A 26,484-nucleotide genomic window follows, 5' to 3' on the forward strand; every position below is an offset into this window, starting at 1 on the left:
CCCGGGTTGCCGGGGCCCGGGCCGCGCGTGATCGTGGAGAGCATGACCCGAGCCCGTGGTGCCTCGCGATCCTCGTTCGACGTCCTCGCCCGGTCGCTCGCGATCGGGGTCGCCGCAGGCAGCCGTGCCTTGCTCGGCCTGGCTCCTCCGTTGCTCACGTCCTCGCTGTCCGGGCCGTGGGGGATGCTCGCCAAGGTCGTCGGTGCGCTGGGCGTCGCGGCCGAGCTCACGGGGGACAAGCTGCCGAGCGCGGGCTCTCGGCTCGAGCAGCCGGGCCCGCCGATCCGCATGACGTCGGGTGCGGTCGGTGCGCTCGTGATCGCCCGACGCGCCGAGGCCGGGGTCCTCTTCCCGCTGCTCCTCGGGGCGGCGGGCGGCGCTGCGGGCACCTGGGGCGGGGCAGCGTGGCGGGCGGCTGCGGTCGGCAGGTGCCCCGACTGGCAGGCCGCGGCCGTCGAGGACGCTGTCGCGCTCTCGCTCGCGGCGTTCGCGGTACGCCCCTGAGGCGACCCCACCACGGCCCGACGGCGCCGCTCACCTCTGAGGTGAGCGGCGCCGTCGGGCGTGGGGCGTGCCGGGTTCGTCACCCGACGCGCTCCCACGGGCCACGTGGTGGGCCCTCAGACGAGCGGGGCGCGCAGCACGCGAACCGCCCCCGCCGCGACCGCGGCGGTGCCGGGCGTGGCCTCGCCGGTCACGAGGTCCGTGGTCCCGACGAGGAGAGCGGGCAGCTTGACCTCGTGCCCGGTGTGGTTGATCGCGACGACGTACTCGGCGTCGTCTCCGCGGCGGCGCACGACCTCGAAGCCCTCGACCAGGCCTGACGGCGCCAGTCCCGCGTCCGCGTAGACGGCGCCCAGGAGCGTGCCCAGCGCGGCGACGTCGAGGCGCGTCGAGACGTACCAGCCCGTGCCCTCGCCGAGCGAGTGCCGCGTGATCGCGGGGGCGCCCGGGGCTGGGCCGTCGACGTACGTGCCCACGACCTGCGCGCCCTCGAGCGTGATGTCGTCGGCCCACACGTCGCCCGCGAGCGTGCCCGTCAGGGCGGGGGCCGTCTCGCCGCCGTCGAGCGCGACGCCCAGCGACTCGCCCTCCCGCAGGGGCAGGAACTCCTCGACCGTGAGGCCGAGCGCACGACGCAGCGGCGCCAGGAACCCGCCCGGGTGCACGGCGTCGTGCTCGTCGACCGCGGCCGAGAAGTACGAGACCAGGAGCGTGCCGCCGCCCTCGACGTAGCGCGTGAGGTTGTCGGCCGACCCCTGCGTCAGCAGGTACGACGCGGGCGCGACGACCAGGCGGTACCCCGACAGGTCCTGCGCCGGGTGGGCGAAGTCCACCTGGACCCCGTCGCGCCAGAACCGGTCGTAGAACGCGTCGACGCGCTCACGGTGCTGCGCGTCCACGCTCGGGCGCCACTCGAGGTCCTGCGCCCAGAACGACTCGGGGTCCCACAGGATCGCGACGTCGGCGTGCACGCGCGACCCGCGCAGCTCCGCGACCTTGCCCAGGTCGGCGCCGAGCGCCACCACCTCGCGCCACACCCGGCTGCTCGTGCCGGCGTGCGGCAGCATCGCCGAGTGGAACTTCTCCGCGCCCGAGCGCGAGGCCCGCCACTGGAAGAACATGATCGCGTCGGCCCCGCGGCCCAGGTGCGAGAACGCGTTGCGCGCCATCTCCCCGGGGCGCTTGGCGACGTTGCGCGGCTGCCAGTTCACGCCCGACGTCGAGTGCTCGAGCAGCAGCCACGGCTTGCCGCCCGCGACCGAGCGCGTGAGGTCCGCGGCGAGCGCGAGCCCCACCTCGTTGCGCGGGTCGCCGGCCCGCAGGTAGTGGTCGTTCGAGACGACGTCGACCTCGCGGGCCCACGCCCACAGGTCGGTCGACGGGCACTCGCCCGCCATGAAGTTCGTCGTGACGGGCACGGTCGAGTGCGCGCGGATCGCGTCGCGCTCGGCCACGAAGCAGGCCAGCAACGCGTCGTTGGTGAAGCGCGCGAAGTCGAGACGCTGCGCCGGGTTCACGACGGAGGCCGCGACGGCCGGCACCTCCACGTGCTCCCACTCGCCGTAGACCTGGCCCCAGAAGCGGGTGCCCCACGCGGCGTTGAGGCCGTCGAGGTCGCCGTAGCGCTCGCGCAGCCACTCGCGGAAGGCCGCGGCGCTCGCGGGCGAGTAGTCGTCCGAGACGGGGGCGCCGTACTCGTTGTGCACGTGCCACAGCGCGAGAGCGGGGTGCGAGCCGTAGCGCCTCGCGAGCTCGGTCGCGATGCGCACGCACGCACGGCGGTACTCGGGCGAGCTGGGCGAGACCATGCCTCGCGAGCCGAACCCGAGGACCGTGCCGTCACGGGTCACGACGCGTGAGTGGGGGTAGGCGTGGAAGAACCACGCGGGCGGGGACGCGGTAGGGGTGCCGAGGTCGACGCGGATGTCGTGGGCGTGGAGGAGGTCGACGAGGCGGTCGAGCCACGCGAGGTCGAACTCTCCCTCGCGGGGTTCCATGAGCGCCCAGCTGAACATCCCGATGCTCACGAGGTTGACCCCGGCCTCGTGCATCAGGGCGACGTCCTGCTCCCAGACCTCCTCGGGCCACTGCTCGGGGTTGTAGTCACCGCCGTAGCAGATCGCGTCGACGCCGGGCAGCCAGCCGTCGTAGACGGGGCCGACCGGGCGGGGCTGGACGGAAGTCATGCGCTCTCCTCAACACGTCACTGTGCACGATCACAGGTGTGACCGGCGCTGCAACACCTAGGTAACAGCATGAAACATGATGTTGACAAGAGCATGCAGGTCGTGAGTACTGTGACCGTGCACAGCCCACACTGTCGTGAGTCGCCGTGGCCCGACGCCCTGGCGAGAAGCGCGATGGTTCCTTGACGAGGAGGACCTCATGCGCCTGTCCACAGGCACGAAGGCAGCGGCGATCATCGCCTCCGCCGCACTACTGATGACCGCCTGCAGCTCCGGCGACGGAGCGGACGCCCCCGCGGCCGACGGCCCGGTCGAGCTCACCTTCTGGACCTGGGCGCCCAACGTCGACAAGGTCGTCGAGACCTGGAACGTGGCCAACCCGGACATCCAGGTCACGGTCAACAAGCAGGACGGCGGCGACCCCGCGATCACGAAGCTGCTCACCGCGGTCAAGGCCGGCAGCGGGGCGCCCGACATCATGCAGACCGAGTACCAGAAGATCCCCACGCTCGTCTCGGCCGACGCGCTCGCCGACATCTCGGGCGAGGTCGCGGACCTCGCGGACCAGTTCCCGGAGGGCGTCTGGAACGACGTCACTCTCGGCTCGGACGCGGTCTACGCCGTGCCGCAGGACTCGGGCCCCATGCAGTTCTACTACCGTTCCGACATCTTCGCGCAGCTCGGCCTGACCGTGCCCACGACCTGGGACGAGTACGCCGCGACGGCTGCCGCACTGCAGGCCGCGGACCCGACCAAGTACCTCGGTACGTTCTCCGCGACCGACGCGGGCTGGTTCACGGGCCTCGCGCAGCAGGCCGGCGCCTCCTGGTGGGGCATCGACGGCGACGCGTGGACCGTCGCGGTCGACGACGAGGCGACGCTCAAGGTCGCGGACTACTGGGGCGGGCTCGTCGAGTCTGGCGTGATCGACAACAAGCCCATGTACACCCCCGAGTGGAACGCCGCGCTCAACGACGGAACGCAGATCGGGTGGCTCTCGGCCATCTGGGCGCCCGGCGTCCTCGAGGGCAACGCCCCCGACACCGCAGGACTGTGGAAGATGGCCCCCATGCCGCAGTGGGACGCCACGGAGCCTGCCACGGGCAACTGGGGAGGGTCCGCGACGGCCGTGACGAGCCAGTCGAAGCACCCCGAGCAGGCCGCGAAGTTCATCACGTGGCTCAACGCGTCGCAGGAGGGCGTCGACCTCCTCGTCGAGCAGACCGGCGTCTACCCGGCCAACGTCCCGGCGTCGGCCGAGGCGCTGTCCGAGCCGCCGACGTTCTTCGCGAACCAGCCCGACTTCTACGAGATCGCGGCCGCGACGGCCAAGACCGCGGGCAGCTTCACGTACGGCCCCAACGTCAACGTCACCTACTCGGCGTACAACGACGAGTTCGGCAAGGCCACCGAGGCGAGGTCGCAGGCCGCGTTCACCGCTGCGGTCGAGGCCATGCAGAAGGTCACGCTCGACGACATGAAGAGCTCCGGCTTCACCGTCGAGGAGTAGGCCCGACGGCGGCCGCCCGGTCAGTCCGGGCGGTCGCCTCCCCCTTCCGCACCGAGCTTCGACCGCCGCCCGCACCCGACCGGCGCAGACCTTCCGAGGAGAGATCGTGACCACGACCACGCCAGCGCGGCCCGCCGCGCCGCCCGCGGCGCGACGCCGCCGACCCGGTGCGTCCCGGCGCCAGGGAGCCCCCTGGGCCTTCCTCGCCCCCGCGATCGTGCTGTTCGTCCTCTTCCTCGCACTGCCGATCGCGTACGCGGTGTACCTGAGCTTCCGCACCGAGAAGGTCAGCGGGCTGGGCCTGGGATCCGGGTCGCGGACCGAGGTGTGGAACGGGTTCGCGAACTACGTGGCGTCGCTCGCCGACCCGGAGTTCCTCGCGTCCGTCGGCCGTGTCGCGCTGTACGGCGTGATCGTCGTGCCGACCATGCTGGGCCTCGCGCTGCTCTTCGCGCTGCTGCTCGACTCGCGCCGGTCGCGCGCGACCAAGTTCTCACGGATCTCGATCTTCCTGCCGTACGCCGTGCCCGCCGTGATCTCCTCGCTCTTGTGGGGGTTCCTCTACCTGCCGGGCGTGAGCCCGTTCTACTACGTGTTCGACCGGCTCGGCTGGGACGTCCCGTCGTTGTTCTCGTCGAACCTGGTGATCTTCGCGGTCGCGAACATCGCGGTGTGGGGCGGTGTCGGCTTCAACATGGTCGTCATCTACACGTCGCTGCGAGCGATCCCGTCGGAGCTGTACGAGGCCGCCGAGCTCGACGGCTGCACGCAGGTCAGCACGGCGTGGCGGATCAAGATCCCCATCGTGGTGCCCTCGATCATCATGACGTTCGTCTTCTCGATGATCGCGACCCTCCAGGTCTTCGCCGAGCCGACGACCCTCAAACCGCTCAGCAACACGATCTCGAGCACGTGGACCCCTCTCATGAAGGTCTACCGCGACGCGTTCATCCGCGGTGACCTGTACTCGGCGGCCGCGACCTCGGTGATCATCGCCGTCGCGACGTTCGTCCTCTCGTTCGGGTTCCTGCGCCTGGTGCAGAGCCGTGCCTTCGGTCAGGAGAAGTGACCATGACTACCGACGCCGCTGAGACCACGCTCGTCGCCGAGACCGCGGGCTCCCGGGCGGGCTCCGTCCTGCCTCGTGCCCGCAGGGTCCCCAGGACCGGCCACCGGTCCGTGGGCGACCGGCCGAGCGGGGTCGCGACCGCGATCCTGCTCGTTGGCGCGCTGTACTGCCTGCTGCCCGTGCTGTGGGTCGTCGTCGCGTCGACCAAGTCCGGGAGCGAGCTCTTCTCGACGTTCACGTTCGCGCCCTCGGCCCACCTCCTGGACAACGTGTCCGACCTCAACGCGTACCGGGGCGGGCTGTTCTGGCGGTGGATGGCGAACACTGCCCTCTACGCCGGGGTCGGCGCCATGCTCTCGGTCGTCGTGTCCTCGATGGCCGGCTACGCGCTCGCGAAGTACCGGTTCCGCGGGAAGACCGCGGTCTTCAACATGCTCCTCGCGGGCGTCCTCGTGCCGGGCGTCGTCCTCGCGATCCCGCAGTACCTGCTGCTGGCCCAGGTCGGCCTCACGAACACGTACTGGGCCGTGCTCCTGCCGAGCATCATCAGCCCCTACGGCATCTACCTGGCCCGGATCTACGCGGGCGCCTCGATCCCCGACGAGATCGTCGAGGCCGCGCGGACCGACGGCGCGAGCGAGCTCCGCACGTTCGCCCAGGTCGCGATGCCCATGATGGCCCCCGGGCTCGTCACGGTCTTCCTGTTCCAGTTCGTCGCGATCTGGAACAACTTCATGCTGCCGTACATCATGCTCGGCGACGACAAGCTCTTCCCCCTGACGGTGGGACTCTCCGGGCTGCTCAACCAGGGTGCGTCGCAGCCCGCGCTGTACACGCTCGTCATCACCGGCGCGCTCCTGTCGATCGTCCCGCTCGTCGCCCTGTTCCTGCTCCTGCAGCGCTACTGGCAGGTCGACCTGGCCGCCGGCGCGGTCAAGGCCTGAGGATGTCCCTAGACTCACGTGTCGTGGAGCAAACTGGTGAGGACGCCACCCCCGAGCAGGAGCCGGGGGTCGCGTCGCAGCCTGCCCGCGAGAGGCGCGCGGCGCCGTCGGGCAGCGCGAAGCGACGTCCCACGATCCGCGACGTCGCCGCTGCCGCCGGCGTCTCGCGCGGGACCGTGTCCCGCGTGATCAACGGAGGCCACTGGGTCTCGCCCGACGCGCTCGCTGCCGTCAACGAGGCGATCCGGACCACGGGGTACGCCGCTAACCAGCACGCTCGCAGCCTCGTGACGGGACGGTCGAACTCGATCGCGTTCCTGCTCACCGAGCCACAGCACCTGCTGTTCGAGGACCCCAACTTCTCGATCCTGCTGCGGGGGGCGGCCGAGGAGCTCGCCAAGCGCGAGATGCCGCTGCTGCTCATGGTCGCGGGGACCCCCGAGGAGCGTCGCCGGATCGGTGGGTACGTCGCGGCGGGCCACGTCGACGGCGTCCTGCTCATCAGCTCGCACCAGGGCAACCCGATGCTTGCCGAGCTGCTCAAGCTCAAGGTGCCGACCGTCGCGTGCGGTGTGCCGCTCGGGTACGAGGGCCGCGTCGGGTACGTCGCGGCCGACGACCGCGCCGGGGCGCGGACCATGACGCAGCACCTGATGGACTCGGGGCGCACGCGCGTCGCGACGATCACGGGGCCGCTCGACACCCCGGGCGGGACGTTGCGCCTCGACGGGTACCGCGACGCCCTGGGCGACCGGTTCGACGAGTCGCTCGTCGCGCACGGCGACTACTCGCGCGAGCGCGGTCGGCTCGCGATGGCCGAGCTGCTCGAGCGTCGTCCCGACCTCGACGCCGTGTTCGTCGCGTCCGACCTCATGGCCGCGGGCGCGCTCGTCGCGCTCCAGGCGGCGGGCCGGAGCGTCCCGCAGGACGTGGCCGTGGGCGGGTTCGACGACTCGGGCGTCGCCGCGTCGCTCCACCCCGCGCTCACGACCATGCGGCAGCCGTTCGAGCGCATCAGCGCCGAGATGGTGCGCCTGCTGCTCGAGGTCGTCGAGGGGCAGGAGCCCGCAGCGATCACGCTGCCGACGTCGCTCGTGGTGCGGGACTCGGCCTAGCACTCCGGTCTTGCCGGCGCGCCCCCGGTGCTGCGCCTGTCCCGGGACCCGTCCACAGCGCCCCAGTGGTGGCTTCTCCACAGGCGAGTCCGGCTGGTCCGGAGCCGCGCCGCACGGGTGGCGCGCCGTCGGTGCGGTGCGGGGTCGGGGGGGCTCTGCGGAGTGACAACAATTGTTGGCGCTCCGCAGAGAACACCCCCGCCCCCTGTGGAGCAGATGGACTGGAGCAGTCCGGTCTCGGCCGTCGTGCCCGCCGCGGGCCTCAGCAGGTCAGGGCGTCGCCCGTCGTGGTGCCCAGGAGCTCGGCGTAGCGGCGGAACAGCGCGACGCGGTTCGCGACCTGGCGCGGGTTCCCGCCGTCGCACTCGAGCGGGCCGTTGATCGCGCGGATCGTCTCGCGGAAGCCGTGCTCCCCGACGATCGCCTCGTGGCACGTCATGGTGCCCTCGCCGGGCTGGGTGTTCCAGTACCAGAGCGCGGTCTTCCAGGCGACGGTCGGGTCCGTCTCGACGAGGAACGGGTTGTTCAGCAGGTCGATGCCCAGGGCGTCGCCCGCCGCCTTGTAGTTGAAGTTCCAGGAGAGCTGGATGGGGCCCTTGCCGTAGTAGGCGTCCTGGCCCGCGGGGCACCCGTACGGCTGCGACGGGTCGCAGTAGTGCGAGTACACGGCCGTGTTGAGCTCGCTCACGTGCAGCAGGCCGGTGCTCTCGTGGCTCACGTTCGCGAGGAACGCCGCGGCCTCCCGCTTCGCGATCTCGGTGCCGCCCGACGTCGCGAACTCCGGGTACGCCTCGGTCGCGGCGACCAGGCCCGCGTACGTGTAGAACGGGTTGCGGTCCGGGAACATCTCCTCGAACTGCGCCTCGGTCACCACGAAGCCCGTCGTGATGCCGCTCGTCGAACCTGTCTCAGCCATGAGCCACCCTCTCGTCACTGTTCCCGGCGGAACGTCGTCCGACGACTCGTCAGTGACTCGTCGGCACCCCCCGCCTGCGTTCAGCGGTCACCCTAGGGGACGAGCGAGCGCTCCTCGGCATCGGTGTGCAGTGCGCTCTGCGGGGCGTCCTCGACGTCCGGCTCGGGGTGGTCGCCGGGGCCGGGGGTGCCCTCGGGAGAGACGTCCGCAGGGGTTCCGCCGCCCGTCTTGGCGTACACGAGGACGGCGACCAGACCCGCGACCCACCCCGTGACGAGCGGCCAGAAGAGGCTCGCCTGCACGGTCGGCAGGACCACGTTCATGGTGGCCGAGTGCAGCCCGAACGCGGTGTACGTCGTGAACGACCGGGTCGCGGCGGGGACCACGGCCGCCACGACCGTGGCGAACCAGACCGCGAGCACCAGGGTCCAGCGCCCCGCGCTCGGCGGGAGCCGGCGGGTCGCGAGCCACGTCCCGCCCGTGACGAGCAGGCCCACGGCCAGGGAGAGGGTCAACTCCATGCCCTGGACAGGTTGCCCTTGCGGCGCGAAGCGGAAGATCATCGCCCCCGTGGCGGCCTCCGCGACGAGGTCGATCGGGCCGCGCGCGCTGCGGTGCCACACGAGCCACGAGCTGCCGGCCCCGACCGTGACCCACACGAGCGAGGCCGTGAGGCCTGCGACGAGGACGGTCGGCCAGGCGCGGGCCCGCAGCGGCTTGCGCGACCTGCGCGTCGCGGGGAGCGTCTGCGCGGAGGAACGGCTCGTCAGGGCGAGGGCCCCGACGAGCGCGATGCCCACGAGCCAGCCGTTGACCAGTCCCCACCAGCCGCCCTCGAACGACGCGGCGAGCAGGTGGAACGCCGGGTTCATGGGCGAGGGGAAGGAGATGTCCGCGACCGTGTCCGCGACCGAACCGGCGGTGCCGCCGGCCACGACCCCGAACCACGTCGCGAGGAAGACGCCCCACGTGCCGGTGCGTGGAGGCAGGCGCCGCGTCGCGAGGTACGCCACGACCATGACCACCAGCCCCGCGAGGAGCGCCGCGAGGATCGTCTGACCCGTGACCGCCGAACCGCCCGGGACCGTGCCGTTCGGGTGGGGGAGGAACGTCCGGACGAGCGCGCTGTGGACGCGGTACGTGAAGTTCGCGTGGACCCAGTCGCTCAGGACCGCCGTCCCGACCCACAGGATCGACGTGACCAGCCCGGCGACGAGCACGGCGGGGTCCCTGCGTGACGTCATCGGCATGCCCGCGAGGGTAGCGCACGCGCAGGAGGCGACGAGCCCGGCGAGGGGAGCCCGTGGCCCGGCCCTGCCCGACGGCGGAGCAGGCCCTCGCGCGCACGGTGGGCTCCGGCGTCGGGCCCGGAACCGCCCGGCGGTTGACACCCTCCGAGGGCGCGTGCAAGAGTGCCTCTCAATCCGGAAACGTTTCCAGAGTGTTTCGCACCGCTGCGTTGGAAACGTTTCCAAATCGAGATCTTCCGCACCACCTTCGACGGAGAGGGCAGGAACCGATGGCACCACGTGCAACGTTGAACGAGGTCGCCGAGCGCGCAGGCGTGTCGCTCGCCTCGACCTCCCGAGCGCTGCACGGCTCCGGCGCGAGCAAGGCCATGGTCGAGCGCGTGCGCGCCGCCGCCGACGAGCTCGGGTACAGCCCAGACGCCGTCGGCCGCTCCCTGCGCATGCGCCGCACGTTCCAGATCGCCTTCGCGGTCGCCGACATCGGCAACCAGGTCTACGTCGAGATGATGTCCGCGATCCACGCGGTCATCGCGCCCTACGGCTACCGGGTCGTCGTGACGACCACGGGCGACACGGCGGAGTCCACCACGGACCTCGTGCGCAGCCTCGCGAACGGCATGGTCGACGGGATCGTCCTGAGCCCCCTGCGCATGAGCGAGGAGCTCGTCCGCGCGATCCACGAGTCCGCGGTGCCGGTCGTCGTGATCGGCCGGTCGCTCGGCGCCCACGGCATCGACTCGGTCTCGACCGACTCGGCAGGCGGGATCGGCCAGGCCGTGACCCACCTGCTCGACATCGGCCGCCGCCGCATCGCGTTCCTCAACGGCCCCCTCGACACGACCCCCGGCGAGGCCCGCCAGCGCGGCTTCGACGCCGCCGTCGCCGCCCCGGGGTTCGCCGCCGACCACGTCGACGTCGAGATCGCCGAGGACTTCACGGTCGCCGCAGGCCTCGCCGCCGCGCGCACGCTCATCGAGCGCAACGCCGCCCGCGGCGGTCTCGACGCGATCGTCGCGGCCAACGACCTGCTCGCGATCGGCGCGATGCACGCGGCCCGCCAGAGCGGCCTCGACGTCCCCACCGACCTCGCCGTGACCGGCATGGACGACACCGAGATCGGCCGTGTCTTCTACCCGAGCCTCACGAGCGTCTCCCTGGGGTCCGCCGAACGTGGTCGGCGGGCCGCCCAGCTCCTGCTCGGACTGGTCGAGGGCAGCGACCAGGAGACCCGGCACGTGGACGTGGGGCCGACCCTCCTCGTCCGCGAATCCACCCGACCGACCGACGCACTCGACGGAGAGAAGTCATGACAGCCCCCACCGTGGAGGCCGGCCCCCGACCGACCGCCCCCGCACCCCAGCGGCAGAAGCCGCGCCGGACCGGAGGGATGGCCCGCTCGAAGCGGCGCGAGGCCATCGCCCTCGTCATCCCGTCGCTGCTGCCCATCCTCGTCCTGAGCGTCGCGCCCCTCCTGGTCGGCGTCGGCCTCGCGTTCACCGACGCCCGCCTCGTGCGCAACCCCGAGTACGCGTTCGTCGGGATGGACAACTTCGTCCGGCTCGCCGACAACTCCTTCTTCTGGGACTCGTTCCGCATCGGCATGATCTGGGCCGTGTCCGTGACGCTGCTCCAGCTCGTCGCGGCCATGGGCCTCGCGCTCCTGCTCAACTCCGACCTCAAGCTCCAGGGCCTGACCCGCGTGCTCGCGCTCATCCCGTGGGCCATGCCGCCCGTGGTCGTCGCGATCATGTGGCGGATGATCTACTCGCCCAACGCGGGGCCGCTCAACGCGTTCCTCGGCAGCGTGGGGCTGCCCGACGACATCAACTGGCTCGCGGACTTCTCGACCGCGCTGCCGGCAGTGATCGTCGTGGGCATCTGGGTCGGCATGCCGCAGACCACCGTGACGCTGCTCGCCGGGCTCCAGCAGATCCCCGACGAGCTCCACGAGGCCGCGGCGATCGACGGCGCGAACGCCTGGCGCCGCTTCACCGCGGTCACGCTCCCGAGCCTGCGCCCGATCATCACGTCGATCACCTCGCTCAACTTCATCTGGAACTTCAACTCGTTCTCCCTGGTCTACGTGCTGACCGAGGGCGGACCGGGCGGCCGCACCATGCTGCCGATGCTCTACACGTACCTCGAGGCGTTCAAGAACAGGAACATCGGCTACGCGGCCGCCATGGGCGTCGTGCTCGTGGTCGTCGTCGTCCTCCTGCTCGCGATCTACCTGTGGTCCCAGTTCCGCCAAGACCGCGACAGCACGGGGAAGTGATCTGATGCGTCATCTCGTCCGGCCCGCCCAGTACGTGGCACTGGCCTTCTACATCGTCTTCCTCGGCTTCCCGCTGCTGTGGCTCATCTCGGCGTCGCTCAAGTCGTCGGGAGAGCTCAACTCGCTCAGCGTGAGCCTGATCCCGCAGGACATCGAGCTCGGCAACTACTCGGCCGCGCTCGAACGCCAGGGACTCGTGCGCTCGGCGTGGAACTCCGCGATCGTCGCGCTCGTCTCGACCGCGCTCGTGCTCCTCATCGCGCTGCCCGGCGCGTACGTCCTCGCCCGGCTCAAGGGCCTGGTCCGCGGCATGGGCGTCGGGTGGATCCTGGTCAGCCAGGTCTTCCCCGTCATCCTCATCATCCTGCCGCTGTTCCTCATCCTGCGGACCATCGGCCTGACCGACAGCCTGGTCGGCCTGACCCTGGTGCACACGACGTACACGCTGCCGTTCGCACTGTGGATGCTGCAGGGCTACGTGAGCTCGATCCCGATCGAGCTCGAGGAGGCGGGCTCGATGGACGGCGCGAGCCGCCTGACGGTGCTCCGCCAGATCGTCTTCCCGCTCCTCATGCCGGGCGTCGTCGCGACCGCGATGTTCAGCTTCGTGTCGTCGTGGAACGAGTTCTTCTTCGCGCTCGTGCTGCTCCAGTCGCCCGAGAACTACACGCTGCCGATCACGCTCAAGATGTTCATCGGCGGCGAGGGCAAGGTCGCCCTCGGCCCGCTCGCGGCGGGCGCCGTGCTGGCCGCGATCCCGAGCATCGTCTTCTTCTCGATCATGCAGAAAAGGCTCACCGGCGGACTCCTGTCCGGTGCCGTCAAGGGGTGAGCGCAGTGCGCCCCCGCCTCGACGGAACCCGTCCCACCCACCCCACCCGCACGACCCCCACGCCTCAGAAAGGCAGACACATGAAGACTCGTGGTGCGTCCATCGCCGCATGCCTCACGATCGGCACCCTGTTCCTCACCGCTTGCGGAAGCGGCGGAGACAGCGACGCCGGTGGAGACTCCGGCCCGATCACGCTGAAGTTCCAGTCGCTGTCCGACCAGCCCGCGGCCATCGCCGCGACCGAGAGCATCGTCTCCGACTGGAACGAGGCCAACCCCGACGTCCAGGTCGAGATCGTCCCCGCAGGGTGGGACGGCATCTACGACAAGCTCATCACGCAGTTCAACGGTGGTGCGGCGCCGGACATCATCCACTACGAGGCCGCGAGCATCGTGCCCTTCGCGGCGGACGGCTACCTGGCCGACCTCTCCGAGTACATGTCCGACGAGTTCCGCGCGGACGTCCCCGAGGGCATCCTCGACGCGGTCACGGTCGACGACAAGGTCATCGCGTACCCCACCGAGCTCCAGTCCTACATGGTGTTCGCGAACAAGACGCTGCTCGACGCCGCAGGTGTCGCGATCCCCACGGGCGAGACCATGACGTGGGACGAGATGCGCGCGATCGCGCAGGCCACGACCAAGGACGGCACGTACGGCCTGGGCTGGGGGCTCAAGAGCCCCACCGCCGCGTACATGTCCTTCGCGCCGGGCTTCGGCGGCACCTACTTCGAGGGCAGCGGCGCGGACGCCACGCTGACGGTCGGCGAGGGCGAGATGGCCGTGCCGAACCTCGTGGACGCCATGGCGTTCGAGGACAAGTCGATCCTGCCCGTGACCCTGAGCCAGACCGGTTCGGAGACGCTCGCGACGTTCTACGCCGGGCAGGTCGCCATGACGATCCAGGGCTCGTTCCAGGCCGCGAACATCGCGACCGACGCCCCCGAGGGCTTCGACTGGATCGTGCTCCCGCCGCTCGAGGGGTCGGAGGGCGCCCAGCAGGCCGCCAACCCGCAGACCCTGTCCGTGAACATCGACTCCGAGCACGTCGAGGAGTCCGCGGAGTTCATCGAGTTCTTCACGCAGACCGACAACCTGGCCGCCCTCAACGAGGCCGACGCCCTCATCCCCGCGACGACGTCCGCGCAGGAGGCCCTCGCGGCCAAGCTCGGCACCGAGAACGGCTGGGACGTCATCCTCTCCTCGGGCCAGCACCTCGTGTCCGCGCCGTACCTCTTCGTCGACGCCTACGCGCAGTGGAAGGACACGGTCGCGACGCCGGCCTACCAGCGCTTCCTCGCGCAGGAGATCGACGCCGACGGCGTGGCGACCGAGCTGACGGCCGGCTGGGAAGAGATCACCAAGTAGTGCAACCCGTGCGGACGGCCGGGCAGACCGGCCGTCCGCACGGACGACGACCACGGGTGGCCGCGAGTCGCCCGGACGCAGAACGACGAACGACAGGGAGTGACCTCGTGAGCTGGCTGGACGAGAAGGCAGTGGCGGTGATCACCGGCGCAGCCGTCGGCGACGCGCTGGGTGGGGCGACCGAGGGGTGGACCCCGGAGCAGATCGAGGAGCGCCACGGCGGACGGGTCACGGGCATCGTCGGGCCGTTCTACCCGAACTGGCAGGACGCCCGCCCCATCGCGCCGTACCACAAGGGCGACGGCCACATCACGGACGACACCCTCATGACGCAGGCGCTCGTCGAGGTCTACGCCAAGCGCCGCGCGCACCTCGACGCGTACGCCGTGGCCGAGGACCTGGTCCCGCTCATGATCGGCGAGCCCCGCTGGATCCCCGAGCTCGAGTCGACCGCCCTGCTGCTGCAGCGCGTGTTCCTCGCGGAGAAGTGGATCGTCGCGCGCCTCCACTACGGGCACGTCGACCCTCGCGAGGCGGGCGTCGGGAACATCGTCAACTGCGGCGCGGCCATGTACGTGGCCCCTGTGGGGCTGGCCAACGCGGGCGACCCGCGCGGCGCGTACGCCGAGGCGATCGACCTGACCGGCGCCCACCAGGCGAGCTACGGCCGTGAGGCCGCGGGCGTGTTCGCGGCCATGGTCGCGGCGGCGGTCGCGCCCGGAGCGCGCGTCGAGGACGTCGTGGCCGCCGCGCTCGACGTCGCGCACGACGGGACGCTCGCCGCGCTGCGCGCAGTCGTCGACGCGTTCGACGGCTGGACCACGGTCCCCACGACCGACGAGGAGGAGCGCGCCCTGGCGCGCACGATCCGCGAGGTCGTGGCGCCCTTCGACTCGGTGGGCCCCGAGTACCGGCAGATGTCGATGGACGCCCGTCGCCCCTCGCGCACCAAGGCCATCGAGGAGCTGCCCGCCGCGCTCGGGTTCGTGCTGGGCCACCGCGGCGACTTCCGCGGTGCGGTGCTCGGTGCGGTCAACTACGGGCGCGACGCCGACTCGATCGCGGTCATGGCAGGGGCGATCACGGCCGGGCTCGGCGGGACCGAGGTCGTGCCGACCGAGTGGCTCGACGAGATCGAGCGCGCGAGCCGGACCGACGTCCGTGCGACCGGACGCCTCATGGGGCAGGTCGCGGGCGACATCCTGCGCACCGACCGCGAGGCCGCGAAGGCTCGCCTCCTGGCCCTCGACGAGATCGAGGCCGCGACGGTGGGAGCCTCGGCGTGAGACTCACCTGGGCCCAGCCCGAGGACCTGCTCGCGCACGAGCTCGTCCAGTCGACCATCGAGGGCAAGGACGTCTCCGCGGTCGTCGCACGATGGACCGCGGCGGGCGGCGACACGGTCCCGGCCGTGAGGGGCGCGGGCCCCGTGCCCGCGCCCCCGGCGCTCCGCGCCCTGGCGCGCGAGCTCCTCGACGAGCTCGACGCCCTGCCCGCAGCGCCGGCCCCGGCCGAGCCGGACGGGTGGGCGCAGATCGCCGCGCTCCTCCCGGCACCCCCGGCTCTCCCCACGGTGCCCGACGACGAGCTCGCCCGCCGCGTGCACGGCGCCTGGACCGGACGCTCGGCAGGGTGCCTCCTGGGCAAGCCCGTCGAGAAGATCCCGCGCCAGGGCATCGAGGAGATCCTGCGGGCCACGGGCCGCTGGCCGCTCGACACCTGGTTCACGGCCGTCGGGCTCCCCGAGGACGTCGCGGCGCGCTGGCCCTGGAACCGGCGCAGCGCCCCGACCTCGCTCGAGGAGAACATCGACGGGATGCCCGAGGACGACGACCTCAACTACCCGATCCTCGCGCTCGCCCTGCTCGAGAAGCACGGCACGGGCTTCACGACCGACGACGTCGCCCAGCTCTGGCTCGACAACCTGCCCGCGGGGCGCGTCTTCACCGCGGAGCGCGCGGCGTACCGCAACATCCTCGACGCGCGTCCCGTGCCCGAGACCGCGACGCACCAGAACCCGTTCCGCGAGTGGATCGGTGCGCTCATCCGCACCGACGTGCTCGGGTGGGTCGCCCCGGGCGACGTCCGGAGCGCGGCGTACCTCGCATGGGTCGACGCGCGCCTGAGCCACACGCGCAACGGCGTCTACGGCGCCATGTGGGCGGCTGCGCTCGCGTCGGCCTCGATGGTCTGCGCGAGCGTCGAGGACGTGCTCGACGCGGCACAGACCGTGCTGCCCCCGGACAGTCGGATCGCGCAGGCCGTCCGCCTGGGCCGCGAGGCCGCGCAGGACGGCGACGTGAGCGTCGGTCTCGACCGGATCCACGCCGCGTACGGGGACCTGCACTGGGTCCACGTGCTCAACAACGCGGCCGTGATCGCCTACGCCCTGACCAAGGGAGCGGGGGACTTCGGGTCGAGCGTCTCGATCGCGGTCACCGCGGGCTGGGACACCGACTCGGCCGCCGCGACCGTGGGCGGCGTCGTCGGTGCCCTGCTCGGGACCGACGGGATCGGGGAGCGGTGGACCGCGCCGCTCGACGGTCGCATCGCGACCTCGCTCCCCGGCGGGGAGCAGCGCATCGACGACCTCGCGGCGCGCACGGTGGCGCTGCGGCTCACGGAAGCGGTGGTCCCTGCGGCCGACACTGCCGACACTGCGAGGGCCGGCGCATGAGCCCCGACCCGAGCACGCACCGCCGGGGGAGCGTCGTCGTCGTCGGCTCGGCCAACGTCGACCTCGTGGTCGACGTCCCCCGGCACCCCGGCGGCGGCGAGACGATCCTCGGCGGCGACCTGCGCCGCAGCCCCGGCGGCAAGGGGGCCAACCAGGCCGTCGCCGCGGCCCGGGCGGGCGGCGCCGACACGACCTTCGTCGGAGCCCTCGGCCGCGACGAGTCGGGCGAGCTGCTGCTCGCCTCGCTCGATCGGGGGGGAGTGCGCACCGACCTCGTCGAGCGCACGACCGCCCCGACCGGCACGGCCCTCATCACGGTCTCGCCCGACGGCGAGAACGCGATCGTCGTCGCGCCGGGGGCGAACTCGCACGTGCGCATCGGCCCGGCCCAGGCCGAGCGGATCGCGGCCGCCGACGTCGTCCTGGCGCAGCTCGAGATCCCGCTCGACGTGGTCCTCGCCGCGGGTGCCGCCCGTCGGCCGGGGGCCGTGCTCGCGCTCAACGCCGCGCCGTCGCGCGACCTGCCCGACGCGATGTGGGCCGCGCTCGACCTGCTGATCGTCAACGAGCACGAGGCGCGCGACCTCGCGGGGGAGGCCGCCGCCCCCACGGACCCCGTCGACGCCGCCGAGCACCTGGCCGCGACCCTGCTCGCCAGGGTGCCCGCCGTCGTCGTGACCCTCGGCGGCGCGGGCTGCCTGGTCGCGCAGCGCGGCTCGGCCCCCGTCCGCCTCGCGGCCCCGCGCGTCGACGCCGTCGACACGACCGGCGCGGGCGACACGTTCTGCGGCGTGCTCGCCGCCGCCCTCGCGGGCGGGTCCACCCTCGTGGACGCCGCCCGGACCGCCTCGTTCGCAGGCGCCCTGGCCGTGACCCGGCCCGGTGCCCAGGACGCCGTGCCCACGGCCGACGAGGTCACCACCTTCGCGCACCCGGAGCAGCAGCCATGAGCTACACGTTCGACCCGCTCGTCCCCCGCCCCATCGACCTCCCGACGGTCGTCCCGCTCGACGCCGCCACCGGTGCCACCGCCGACGCCACGCAGGACCTCGCCGCGCTCGACCAGGCGAAGATCTTCGCCGCGCCCGACGACCCCGCGCAGTGGGCCGCGTGGCGCGAGCGGCTCGAGGCGTGGCGCACCGACGCGCGCGAGCGCCACGGCTTCACGGGCGCCGTCTACGAGCGACCGCAGGCCGCGTGGGCCGCGAGCTGCTTCACGATCGCGCAGGTCTGGCTGTGGGACGAGCTGCTCTACTCGTTCGAGGAGAACCGCTTCACGCCCGAACGCTTCCTGGCCGACGCGCGCGAGCGCTTCGCGGACCTCGACGCCGTGGTGCTGTGGCACGCGTACCCGGTGATCGGGATCGACGACCGCAACCAGTGGGACTTCTACCGCGACGTCCCGGGCCTCACGGGGCCGGACGGCCTGGTCGCGACCCTGCACGCCGCAGGCCTGCACGTGTTCGTCGACTACAACCCGTGGGACACGGGAACGCGCCGCGGCGAGGACGACCTGACCGAGCTCGCCGCGGTCGTCGCGGACCTTCCTGCGGACGGCGTCTTCCTCGACACGCTCAAGAAGGCCGAGCCCGAGCTCGTCGAGCGGCTCGAGGCCGCCCGGCCGGGCATCGTGCTGGAGGGCGAGTCCAAGCTCGCGGTCGAGCGCATCGAGGACCACTCGTCGTCGTGGGCGCAGTTCTTCGCCGACTCGTCCGTGCCGGGTGTGCTGCGCGCGCACTGGTACGAGCGCCGCCACATGCAGCACCACGTGCGCCGCTGGAACCGCGACCACACCGACGAGCTCCAGTCCGCCTGGATCAACGGCGTGGGCGTCATGGTGTGGGAGGTCGTGTTCGGGGTGTGGGTCGGGTGGAGCGAGCGCGACGCCGCGACCCTGCGCCGCATGGTCACGGTCCAGCGCGCTGCCAAGGACCTGTTGCTCGACGGCGAGTGGACCCCGCTCACGGACCTCGCCCCCGAGGCGCGCGAGGCGGGCGTGCACGCGTCCCTCTTCTCGCGCGACGGTGTCTCGCTGTGGACGCTCGTCAACCGCGGCGAGCAGGACTACACGGGTCCGGTGCTCACCGGCGCGCCCGCCGGGCGCGTGATCGACCTGACCGGACCAGTGATCCCGGGGCGCGGCATCGCCGCGCTCGTGCACGTCGCCCCCGGCGCCGAGGAGCCCGACTGGCTCCCCAGCCTGGTCGAGGACATGCGCCGCCACGCGCCCAGCGCGGACGCACGGTTCCCGCACCGCCTCGCGCGCAGGATCGCGCCGGAGATCCCGGCATCCTGGGCCGACGGCGCACCGACCCACGCCGGGACCGGGCCGGGCCGGGACGCGGAGGCGAGCGCCGTCGTCGTGCCTGCGGGGCCCTACGTCCTGACCGTGCGCTACCGCGCCCGGGAGACCGGGATGTATCAGGGCGCGCCCTACGTCGAGGAGTGGAAGCCCCTCTCGCCCCGCCTGCACGACCCGCGCACGCTCCAGCGTGACGGCGAGCTCGCCGTGCCCGTCGCGGTCGCGGCGACCGAGGTCACCAACGCGCAGTTCGCGGCGTTCCTCGACGCCACGGGCTACCGGCCGGCGACCCGGCACCGGTTCCTCGCACACTGGGTGGACGGGCGACCGCCCGCGGGGCGCGAGGACGAGCCCGTGACGTTCGTCGACCTCGACGACGCGCGCGCCTACAGCGCGTGGCGCGGGGGCCGCCTCCCGAGCGAGGACGAGTGGCAGCTCGCGGGGGAGACGGGCGGCCTGCTGCGCGGCGCGCCCGTCGTGTGGAACTGGACGGAGAGCGAGCACAGCGACGGCCGCACGCGGTACGTCATGCTCAAGGGCGGTGCGGACCACGAGTCGGTCGGGTCCGAGTGGTACTTCGACGGCGGCGTCCAGCGCCCCGAGTTCAGCGCCAAGCTGCTCCTGCCTGGTCTGGGTCTGGCGCGCAGCGCGAGCATCGGCTTCCGCTGCGCGTGGACCGTGGAGGTGACGGCATGACGGTCTCGCGCGACCCCCAGGACGGCGCGCTCGCGGGCCTCAAGGTCGTCGACGCCTCGACGCTCTTCGCGGGCCCCATGGCCGCGATGCACCTGGGCGACATGGGCGCCGACGTGATCAAGGTCGAGCACCCCACCAAGCCTGACCCCTCGCGCGGTCACGGCGCCTCGAAGGACGGCGTCAACCTCTGGTGGAAGACGCTCGGGCGCAACAAGCGCGCCGTGACCGTCAACCTGTCGAGCGACGGGGGCCGCGAGGTCTTCCTGGCGCTCGCAGCAGAGGCCGACGTCGTGATCGAGAACTTCCGTCCCGGGACGCTCGAACGCTGGGGCCTGGGCTACGACGAGCTCTCGGCGCACAACCCGCGCCTCGTGCTCGCGCGCATCAGCGGGTTCGGGCAGGTGGGGCCGTACCGGTCGCGCCCCGGGTTCGGGACGCTCGCCGAGGCCATGAGCGGGTTCGCGGCCATGACGGGCGAGGCGGACGGCCCGCCGACCCTGCCGCCGTTCGGCCTCGCGGACGGCGTCGCGTCGCTCGCGACCGCGTTCGCGGTCATGGTCGCGCTCCAGAGCCGTGAGCGCACGGGGCGCGGCCAGGTCGTCGACACCGCGATCATCGAGCCCATCCTCGCGATGCTCGGGCCCCAGATCACGCGCTGGGACCAGTTGCGGACCGTGCAGCCGCGCACGGGCAACCGCTCGGCGAACAACGCGCCGCGCAACACGTACCGCACGAGCGACGGCCAGTGGGTCGCGGTCTCGACCTCGGCGCAGTCGATCGCCGAGCGCGTCATGCGCCTGGTGGGGCACCCCGAGGTCATCGACGAGCCGTGGTTCGCGGTGGGGGCCGAGCGCGCCCAGCACGCCGACGAGCTCGACGCGGCCGTGGGCGGCTGGATCGCGCAGCGCACGCGCGACGAGGTCGTGGCGGCGTTCGAGGAGGCGCAGGCCGCGGTCGCGCCCATCTACGACGCGCAGGACATCGTGGGCGACCCGCAGTTCCAGGCGCTCGGCACGCTCCACGAGATCGAGGACCCCGACCTCGGGCCCATGCTCATGCAGGGCCCGCTGTTCCGGCTCTCGGACCACGACGGCGTCATCGGGTTCACGGGCCGTGCGCACGGCGCCGACACCGACGAGGTGCTGGGCGAGCTGGGCTTCGACGCCGAGCGCGTCGCCGCGCTGCGGGAGGCGGGGGCCGTATGAGCACCCCGCCGCTCACGCTGCTCTACGCCCCGGGGGACCGGCCCGACCGCGTCGTCAAGGCGTTCGCGACGTCGGCCGACGTCGTGATCGTCGACCTCGAGGACGCGGTCGCCCCGGCGGCCAAGGAGTCCGCGCGCGCCTCGGCCGTCGCGCTGCTGGCCGAGGTCTCGCGCCGGGTCCAGGTGCGCGTCAACCAGCGCGGCACGCCCTGGCACGCCGACGACGTCGCGGCGGTCGCGATGCTGCCACGCGCCGTGGGGGCTCGCGTGCCCAAGGTCGAGTCGGCCGACGAGGTCCGCGACCTCGCCGCCACGCTGCCCGGGCGCGACCTGCACCTGCTGATCGAGTCGGCGCTCGGCGTCGAGCGCGCGTTCGAGATCGCGTCCGCCTCGCCCCAGGTGGCGTCGGTCGGGCTGGGCGAGGCCGACCTGCGCTCGGACCTGCGCGTGGACGACGACGGCGCGCTGGCCTGGGTGCGCAGCCGCCTCGTGGTCGCGGCGCGGGCCGCCGGACTGCCGTCGCCGTCCATGTCGGCGTACACGCACGTCAAGGACCTCGACGGGCTCGTGGCCTCGTGCCGCGCGGGCCGTGCGCTCGGCTTCCTGGGGCGCACCGCGATCCACCCCGTCCAGCTCGACCCCATCCGCGAGGCGTTCCTCCCGAGCTCCGACGAGGTGTCGCGAGCGCGTGAGGTGCTCGACCGCGTCGGCACCGCTGCCGCGCGCGGGGTCGGGGCGATCGCGCTCCCCGACGGCACGTTCCTCGACGTCGCGATGGTCGAGCGCGCGCGCTCGGTCCTAGCGGTCGCGGGGGAGACCCCGCACTGACCCTGCACCACCCGTCCGCACGCACCGGGCCGGTCTGACCCGCGCGGCCCCGATCACGCTTCTCAAAGGAGAGAACCATGACCACAGCACTCCCGGCGACGCCCCCGCGCGCGCCCCGCTCGCGACGGCGGATCGCCGCGCTCCTGGCCGGGGTGGTGGGAGCGGGCGGCGCCGTCGTCGGGCTCCCGCTCGCCGTGGCCGGACCTGTCGCGGCCGCCGAGCAGGGCACGCTCGTGCCCGGCAGCGCGCCCTCGGAGGCGCTCGGCGCGGGCGGCGCCGTCGACTACACGGTGTACCTCCCGCCGGGCTACGACGAGGACGCCGAGCAGCGCTACCCGACCGTCTACCTGCTGCACGGGCGCGGCGACACGCAGGCCGCGTGGCAGCGCGTCGCGACCGACCTCGACGAGCTCATCGGCACCGAGGCGATCCAGCCCCTGGTCGTTGTCATGCCCGACGCGCCCTGGAACGACCGGGGGAGCTGGTACACCGACTCGGCGTACGAGGGCGCTGACGGTGCTGGACCCGGCGGCGGCACCGGTGCCGGCTTCCAGGTCGAGACCGCGCTCACGCGCGATCTGGTCGGGCACGTCGACGCGACCTACCGGACCGTCGCCGACCGCGAGGCGCGCGCCGTCGGCGGCTACTCGATGGGAGGGGCCGGCGCGCTGCGCCTGACCCTCGCGCACCAGGACGAGTTCTCGGCGGGCGTCGTGCTGAGCCCCGCGGTGTACGTCCCGCAGCCCCCCGCGGACTCCTCCGTCCGTGACCACGGGGGCTACGGCGTCGGGCACGAGCTGTTCTCGCCCGAGCGGTACACCGAGCTCTCGTACCCGGCGGCGCTCGCCGCGCTCGACCCGGCCCTGCCCGTGCACCTGTTCGTCGCGGTCGGCGACGACGAGTGGGCCAACCCCGACCCCGCCGAGGCCAGCCACGACATCGACTTCGAGTCCGCCCGGCTCTACAACACCGCGCGCCGCGTGCCGGGAGTCACGGCCGAGCTGCGGGTCATGAACGGCGGCCACGACTGGGACGTCTGGCAGCCCGCGTTCCGCGAGGCGATCGTCGACGTCTCCTCGCGCCTGCGCACCGAGCCCACCGTGCCGTGGGACGCCGAGCTGCTCGGCTCCGCGGGTGACGACCGTGCGGGCGGCATCCTCGCCACGCCCGACGGCGGCACGACCGTCGCCCTCAACCTCGCCGGGGCGTGGGCCGGGTCGCAGCCTGCGGGCGGCCTCGACGTCGTGCTCGCGCGCCGCGACGCGGACGGGGCCACGCTGTGGCAGCACCCGATCGCGACGGCTGCCGACGAGCGCGCCTACGGCGTGGTCGCCGGGCGGGCCGGGACGACGCTGGTCGCCGGGTACACCAAGGGCGACCTCGACGGTAAGCACCCGGGCTCGACGCGCGACGACGGGTTCGTCGCGGCCGTGACCGCCGCGGGCGAGCGCGCCTGGACGCTCCAGACAGGTGACCCCGCCGCGGCCGACCGCTTCTACGCCGTCGCGTCCGACGGTGCCGGCGGCGCGTACGTCGCCGGGTACACGAGCGGGACCGTCCCGGGCGGGAAGAGCGCGGGCGACAAGGACGCGATCGTCGGGCGCGTGTCGGCCGGTGGCGAGCTCCTGTGGCTGCGCCAGGTCGGCGGGCCGGGCGAGGACAAGGCGCTCGCCGTGGCCCCCGGCCCGGACGGGTCGGTGTACGTGGGCGGGGTCGCGGGGCAGGGCATGCCCGGCGCGCAGGCGGCGGGGGCCAACGACGGGTGGGTCGCACGGTACGACGGCGCGGGCGAGCTCGTGTGGCTGCGCGGTGTCGCGACGTCGGCCAACGACCAGGTGAGCGGGCTCGTGGCGCGGGCCGACGGGTCGGTCGTCGCCGTGGGGCACACGCGCGGCGCGCTCGACGGGGAGTCCGCGGGGGACAACGACGTGTTCGCGCGGGCGTTCGACGCCCGTGGCGAGGTCCTGTGGACGACGCAGACCGGCACGGCGACCGACGACCGCGGCGTGACCGGTGTCGCCGGGGCCGACGGCACGGTGCTCGTCGTGGGCACGACGTACGGTTCGCTGGGGACGCCCGTCGGCGGCGTGGACGTGTTCACGCTGGCGCTCGCGGCCGACGGCGCGCCCGGGGCCGTGACCCAGCTCGGGACGCGTGAGCGCGACGGGGCCGACGAGTGGGACGACGCGAACTTGTTCGCCGCGGCGGCCCCCGGGGCGGACGGCGTGTGGCTGAGCGGTCTGACGTTCGGGGCGCCGGCCGGTCTGGTGAACGCCGGGGCGGGGGACGTGTTCGTGACCCGGGTCGAGTTCGCGACCGGGCCGTCGGCGCCTTCGACCGAGGTCGTCGTCGAGGCGACGGCGCGCTGCGTCGGGGGCAGGGCGCAGGTCTCGGTGCGAGCTCTCAACGGCGGCGACCACCCCGTGGACGTCGCGGTGTCGACGCCGTTCGGGACCAAGAAGTTCACGGCCGTCGGGGCGGGGAAGAGCGCGCAGCAGACGTTCTCCGCCCGCGTGCCGGCGATCGAGGCGGGCGCGGCGACCGTGACGGTGAGCGAACCGTCGGGGCCGGTCGAGGTCCTCGCGCCGTACGCGGCGACGGACTGCGGGGCCTGACGCGGCGGGCCGTCCACATGCCTCGATCTCGGCAGGCTCTCCACAGGAGCGACCAGGCGTCACCGCGCGCCGCTGCGAGGACGACACAGTGGTCGGCGGGGCTCCGGTAGGCGCCGCTCGGCGGGAGCCGGGGGTGTTGTTTCGAGAATCACCAACAATTGTGGGCGATTCTCGAAACACCCCCCGCCCCCCCAGCGCAGCCCCAGCACCGTCTGTGTGCACACGCGGGCTACCACCACACCGCACGAGAGGGGAAGCCCGTGGACTGGAGCCGACCAGTCTCGGCGGTCGTGCCTGGGCTCGAGGGCGCCGTCCTGCGGGGGCTCTGGGCTCGGCAGGACGACGAGCTGTCGGGAGCGCAGGTGCACCGGGTCGCGCACGCCGGTTCGTCGGAGGGCGTCCGCAAGGCGCTCGCCCGGCTCGTGCAGCAGGGGGTCGTGAGCCGTCGGGGCTCGGGGGCAGGCGCTTGGTACCGGATCAACACCGATCATGTGTGCTGGCCGGCGATCGAGGGGCTGTTCGAGGCACTCCATCCCCGCCGTGAGCTGCGACGTCGGGTCGAGAGCCTGCTGTGCGACGTCGTGCGGGACGACGAGGTCCGTGCGGAGATCGGCGTCGCGCTCGTCGGTTCGGCCGCGCGAGGGGACGGTGCCGCCGCCGACGACCTCGACCTGCTGGTCGTCGTCCCGGACGGCCTGGAAGGGTGGATCGCCGCGGAGCTGCTCGACCGGCTGTACCGCGACGTCCCGCGATGGACGGGGAACGACGCCGACGTCCACCTTGCGACGCCCCCACAGCTCGTCGCATGGAGCCTCGGCGCCGCCCGGCCGGTGCTCGAACGCTGGGCCCGTGACGCCGAACAGCTCTGTGGCCCACCGGTGCACGCGCATCTGCCGTTTGTCGTCTGACGCCCGACGGCGGAGCGCACCTCCCAGGAGAAGGTGCGCCCCGCCGTCGGGCCGGGAGGGAACGACTCAGCAGGTGAGGTTCGAGCCCGTGGTCGTGCCGAGGATCTGCGCGAAGCGCTGGAACGCCGCGATGCGGCTCTGCACCTGCGCAGGGTTGCCGCCGTTGCACTCGAGCGTGCCGTTGATCGACCGGATCGTCTCACCGAAGCCCGCGCCGCTGACGATGGCCTGGTGGCCCGACATGGTGCCCGGGCCCGACTGCGTGTTCCAGTACCAGAGGCCCGTCTTCCAGGCCACGGCCGCGTCGGTCTCGACCAGGTACGGGTTGTTCAGCAGGTCGATGCCCAGGGCGTCGCCCGCAGCCTTGTAGTTGTAGTTCCACGAGAGCTGGATGGGGCCCTTGCCGTAGTACGCGGACTGACCCGCGGGGCAGCCGTACGACTTGCTCGTGTCGCAGTAGTGCGAGTAGTTCGCGGTGTTGCTCTCCTTGATGTAGACCAGGCCACCCGTCTCGTGGTTGATGTTCGCGAGGAACGCCGCAGCCTCACGCTTGGCGACCTCGCTGCCGCCCGACGTGGCGAACTGCGGGTACGCGCTGAGCGCCGCGACCAGGCCCTGGTACGTGTAGAACGGGTTCCGGTTGGGGAACATCTGGTTGAACTGGGCCTCGCTCACCACGAAGCTGCCCGTGCCGCCGCCGGTGCTGCCACCGGTCGTCCCGCCCGTGGTGCCACCGGTGGTGCCACCCGTGGTGCCGCCGGTCGAGCCGCAGGCGCCCTGGGAACGCCAGACGCCCCACTGGCCCGTGGTGCCCGGGGCCTCGCCCTGGGTCCACCACCCGGCCTTCCAGTTCTGGTTGTCCTTCGAGACGACCGCGCCGCCCGTGTAGACCGCGGACGAGGACCACGCCGGAGCGCACACCTCGGCAGCGGCCGCGCGGGGCGCGGGTCCGGCGATCGACCACGCGAGGGCCGTCGTCAGGAGAAGAGCAAGGAGGGCCAGCACCGTCGCTGGTCGTCGGATCGTTCGTGCCGTGAGCATGCACGTGCCTCTCGTCGATTACAGGGGACGTCTGCGAGCCTGGCGGGCGGTCCGCGGAATGGTCAACGCACGTAGGGGGTACTACGTAGGCGGAGGCGTCCCTCCTCCGTGAGAGCATGACCGGCCACCAGTGATCGTTGGTGGAGGGCAACGTACCTGGACGAGGACGCTGGAGCTCGATTTTGCCGAGAGGGCGGGCCTCGGCAACGTTTCGGCACGTGTCACGTTTCGCGACATCGGACTTG

The 26,484-nt window shown here is 72.7% G+C and carries 21 protein-coding genes; 17 read left to right on the top strand and 4 right to left on the bottom strand.

The window, feature by feature from the left end; translation table 11 throughout:
• The first annotated feature begins 42 nt into the window (after nt 1–42).
• Entirely contained in the window at nt 43–504 is a 462-nt protein-coding gene (locus ACZDYF_RS09275) for a hypothetical protein (protein ID WP_475055785.1), read from the top strand.
• Between the two features lie 116 nt (nt 505–620).
• Here the strand turns inward: ACZDYF_RS09275 and ACZDYF_RS09280 are convergent, their stop codons facing one another.
• Nucleotides 621–2,690 (bottom strand): beta-galactosidase, encoded by a 2,070-nt coding sequence (locus tag ACZDYF_RS09280; RefSeq protein WP_475055787.1) that lies wholly within the window; start codon nt 2,688–2,690, stop codon nt 621–623.
• Between the two features lie 199 nt (nt 2,691–2,889).
• Here ACZDYF_RS09280 and ACZDYF_RS09285 point away from each other — a divergent pair, with 199 nt between their 5' ends.
• The 4 genes from ACZDYF_RS09285 to ACZDYF_RS09300 all read left to right on the top strand — a co-directional run bounded on the left by ACZDYF_RS09285 (nt 2,890) and on the right by ACZDYF_RS09300 (nt 7,328).
• On the top strand, nt 2,890–4,200 hold the full coding sequence (locus ACZDYF_RS09285; RefSeq protein ID WP_475055789.1) for an ABC transporter substrate-binding protein: 1,311 nt from the start codon (nt 2,890–2,892) through the stop codon (nt 4,198–4,200).
• A gap of 106 nt (nt 4,201–4,306) precedes the next feature.
• Entirely contained in the window at nt 4,307–5,269 is a 963-nt protein-coding gene (locus ACZDYF_RS09290; protein ID WP_475055793.1) for a carbohydrate ABC transporter permease, read from the top strand.
• A 2-nt stretch (nt 5,270–5,271) separates the two neighbouring features.
• Nucleotides 5,272–6,213 (top strand): carbohydrate ABC transporter permease, encoded by a 942-nt coding sequence (locus tag ACZDYF_RS09295; protein ID WP_475055797.1) that lies wholly within the window; start codon nt 5,272–5,274, stop codon nt 6,211–6,213.
• Nucleotides 6,214–6,347: 134 nt separating this feature from the next.
• Nucleotides 6,348–7,328: a LacI family DNA-binding transcriptional regulator gene (locus ACZDYF_RS09300; RefSeq protein ID WP_475056567.1), complete on the top strand. Its 981-nt coding sequence runs from the start codon at nt 6,348–6,350 to the stop codon at nt 7,326–7,328.
• A 262-nt stretch (nt 7,329–7,590) separates the two neighbouring features.
• On the opposite strand, the gene ACZDYF_RS09305 is transcribed toward ACZDYF_RS09300, so the two are convergent.
• Complete coding sequence (locus ACZDYF_RS09305) at nt 7,591–8,244, bottom strand: chitinase (protein ID WP_364074849.1); 654 nt, start codon at nt 8,242–8,244, stop codon at nt 7,591–7,593.
• 92 nt (nt 8,245–8,336) lie between these two features.
• Nucleotides 8,337–9,494 (bottom strand): hypothetical protein, encoded by a 1,158-nt coding sequence (locus tag ACZDYF_RS09310; RefSeq protein WP_475055802.1) that lies wholly within the window; start codon nt 9,492–9,494, stop codon nt 8,337–8,339.
• Between the two features lie 269 nt (nt 9,495–9,763).
• Here ACZDYF_RS09310 and ACZDYF_RS09315 point away from each other — a divergent pair, with 269 nt between their 5' ends.
• The 12 genes from ACZDYF_RS09315 to ACZDYF_RS09370 all read left to right on the top strand — a co-directional run bounded on the left by ACZDYF_RS09315 (nt 9,764) and on the right by ACZDYF_RS09370 (nt 25,198).
• Nucleotides 9,764–10,804, top strand: coding sequence for a LacI family DNA-binding transcriptional regulator (locus tag ACZDYF_RS09315; protein WP_475055806.1), 1,041 nt, complete (start codon nt 9,764–9,766; stop codon nt 10,802–10,804).
• Nucleotides 10,801–11,769 carry a carbohydrate ABC transporter permease gene (locus tag ACZDYF_RS09320; RefSeq protein WP_204806975.1) on the top strand — a complete coding sequence of 323 codons (969 nt, stop codon included), beginning with the start codon at nt 10,801–10,803 and terminating at the stop codon, nt 11,767–11,769. Before ACZDYF_RS09315 ends, ACZDYF_RS09320 begins: the two co-directional genes overlap by 4 nt.
• A 4-nt stretch (nt 11,770–11,773) precedes the next feature.
• A complete protein-coding gene (locus ACZDYF_RS09325; protein ID WP_191789933.1) occupies nt 11,774–12,601 on the top strand; it encodes a carbohydrate ABC transporter permease in 828 nt (275 codons plus the stop codon).
• 80 nt (nt 12,602–12,681) lie between these two features.
• Entirely contained in the window at nt 12,682–13,968 is a 1,287-nt protein-coding gene (locus ACZDYF_RS09330; protein ID WP_191789932.1) for an ABC transporter substrate-binding protein, read from the top strand.
• A gap of 107 nt (nt 13,969–14,075) precedes the next feature.
• Nucleotides 14,076–15,254, top strand: coding sequence for an ADP-ribosylglycohydrolase family protein (locus ACZDYF_RS09335; RefSeq protein WP_475055814.1), 1,179 nt, complete (start codon nt 14,076–14,078; stop codon nt 15,252–15,254).
• Nucleotides 15,251–16,645: an ADP-ribosylglycohydrolase family protein gene (locus ACZDYF_RS09340; protein WP_475055816.1), complete on the top strand. Its 1,395-nt coding sequence runs from the start codon at nt 15,251–15,253 to the stop codon at nt 16,643–16,645. The genes ACZDYF_RS09335 and ACZDYF_RS09340 overlap by 4 nt, the downstream gene beginning before the upstream one ends.
• Nucleotides 16,642–17,595 (top strand): ribokinase, encoded by a 954-nt coding sequence (locus tag ACZDYF_RS09345; protein ID WP_475055818.1) that lies wholly within the window; start codon nt 16,642–16,644, stop codon nt 17,593–17,595. The genes ACZDYF_RS09340 and ACZDYF_RS09345 overlap by 4 nt, the downstream gene beginning before the upstream one ends.
• Nucleotides 17,592–19,643: an SUMF1/EgtB/PvdO family nonheme iron enzyme gene (locus ACZDYF_RS09350; RefSeq protein ID WP_475055820.1), complete on the top strand. Its 2,052-nt coding sequence runs from the start codon at nt 17,592–17,594 to the stop codon at nt 19,641–19,643. The genes ACZDYF_RS09345 and ACZDYF_RS09350 overlap by 4 nt, the downstream gene beginning before the upstream one ends.
• Nucleotides 19,640–20,848 carry a CaiB/BaiF CoA transferase family protein gene (locus ACZDYF_RS09355; RefSeq protein ID WP_191789927.1) on the top strand — a complete coding sequence of 403 codons (1,209 nt, stop codon included), beginning with the start codon at nt 19,640–19,642 and terminating at the stop codon, nt 20,846–20,848. Before ACZDYF_RS09350 ends, ACZDYF_RS09355 begins: the two co-directional genes overlap by 4 nt.
• Nucleotides 20,845–21,675 carry an HpcH/HpaI aldolase/citrate lyase family protein gene (locus ACZDYF_RS09360; protein WP_475055823.1) on the top strand — a complete coding sequence of 277 codons (831 nt, stop codon included), beginning with the start codon at nt 20,845–20,847 and terminating at the stop codon, nt 21,673–21,675. Before ACZDYF_RS09355 ends, ACZDYF_RS09360 begins: the two co-directional genes overlap by 4 nt.
• 77 nt (nt 21,676–21,752) lie before the next feature.
• Nucleotides 21,753–24,290, top strand: coding sequence for an alpha/beta hydrolase-fold protein (locus tag ACZDYF_RS09365; RefSeq protein ID WP_475055826.1), 2,538 nt, complete (start codon nt 21,753–21,755; stop codon nt 24,288–24,290).
• A gap of 290 nt (nt 24,291–24,580) precedes the next feature.
• On the top strand, nt 24,581–25,198 hold the full coding sequence (locus tag ACZDYF_RS09370) for a nucleotidyltransferase domain-containing protein (RefSeq protein ID WP_475055828.1): 618 nt from the start codon (nt 24,581–24,583) through the stop codon (nt 25,196–25,198).
• Nucleotides 25,199–25,264: 66 nt separating this feature from the next.
• On the opposite strand, the gene ACZDYF_RS09375 is transcribed toward ACZDYF_RS09370, so the two are convergent.
• Nucleotides 25,265–26,239 (bottom strand): glycoside hydrolase family 19 protein, encoded by a 975-nt coding sequence (locus ACZDYF_RS09375; RefSeq protein ID WP_475055830.1) that lies wholly within the window; start codon nt 26,237–26,239, stop codon nt 25,265–25,267.
• Nucleotides 26,240–26,484 lie beyond the last annotated feature (245 nt).

The sequence above is a fragment of the Oerskovia sp. PE-21s genome, assembly GCF_056158145.1.

Coding starts and splice junctions, on each gene's coding strand:
- ACZDYF_RS09275 (WP_475055785.1), top strand. CDS start 43: ATGACCCGAGCCCGTGGTGCCTCGCGATCCTCGTTCGACGTCCTCGCC.
- ACZDYF_RS09280 (WP_475055787.1), bottom strand. CDS start 2,690: ATGACTTCCGTCCAGCCCCGCCCGGTCGGCCCCGTCTACGACGGCTGG.
- ACZDYF_RS09285 (WP_475055789.1), top strand. CDS start 2,890: ATGCGCCTGTCCACAGGCACGAAGGCAGCGGCGATCATCGCCTCCGCC.
- ACZDYF_RS09295 (WP_475055797.1), top strand. CDS start 5,272: ATGACTACCGACGCCGCTGAGACCACGCTCGTCGCCGAGACCGCGGGC.
- ACZDYF_RS09305 (WP_364074849.1), bottom strand. CDS start 8,244: ATGGCTGAGACAGGTTCGACGAGCGGCATCACGACGGGCTTCGTGGTG.
- ACZDYF_RS09310 (WP_475055802.1), bottom strand. CDS start 9,494: ATGCCGATGACGTCACGCAGGGACCCCGCCGTGCTCGTCGCCGGGCTG.
- ACZDYF_RS09315 (WP_475055806.1), top strand. CDS start 9,764: ATGGCACCACGTGCAACGTTGAACGAGGTCGCCGAGCGCGCAGGCGTG.
- ACZDYF_RS09320 (WP_204806975.1), top strand. CDS start 10,801: ATGACAGCCCCCACCGTGGAGGCCGGCCCCCGACCGACCGCCCCCGCA.
- ACZDYF_RS09325 (WP_191789933.1), top strand. CDS start 11,774: ATGCGTCATCTCGTCCGGCCCGCCCAGTACGTGGCACTGGCCTTCTAC.
- ACZDYF_RS09330 (WP_191789932.1), top strand. CDS start 12,682: ATGAAGACTCGTGGTGCGTCCATCGCCGCATGCCTCACGATCGGCACC.
- ACZDYF_RS09345 (WP_475055818.1), top strand. CDS start 16,642: ATGAGCCCCGACCCGAGCACGCACCGCCGGGGGAGCGTCGTCGTCGTC.
- ACZDYF_RS09350 (WP_475055820.1), top strand. CDS start 17,592: ATGAGCTACACGTTCGACCCGCTCGTCCCCCGCCCCATCGACCTCCCG.
- ACZDYF_RS09355 (WP_191789927.1), top strand. CDS start 19,640: ATGACGGTCTCGCGCGACCCCCAGGACGGCGCGCTCGCGGGCCTCAAG.
- ACZDYF_RS09360 (WP_475055823.1), top strand. CDS start 20,845: ATGAGCACCCCGCCGCTCACGCTGCTCTACGCCCCGGGGGACCGGCCC.
- ACZDYF_RS09365 (WP_475055826.1), top strand. CDS start 21,753: ATGACCACAGCACTCCCGGCGACGCCCCCGCGCGCGCCCCGCTCGCGA.
- ACZDYF_RS09375 (WP_475055830.1), bottom strand. CDS start 26,239: ATGCTCACGGCACGAACGATCCGACGACCAGCGACGGTGCTGGCCCTC.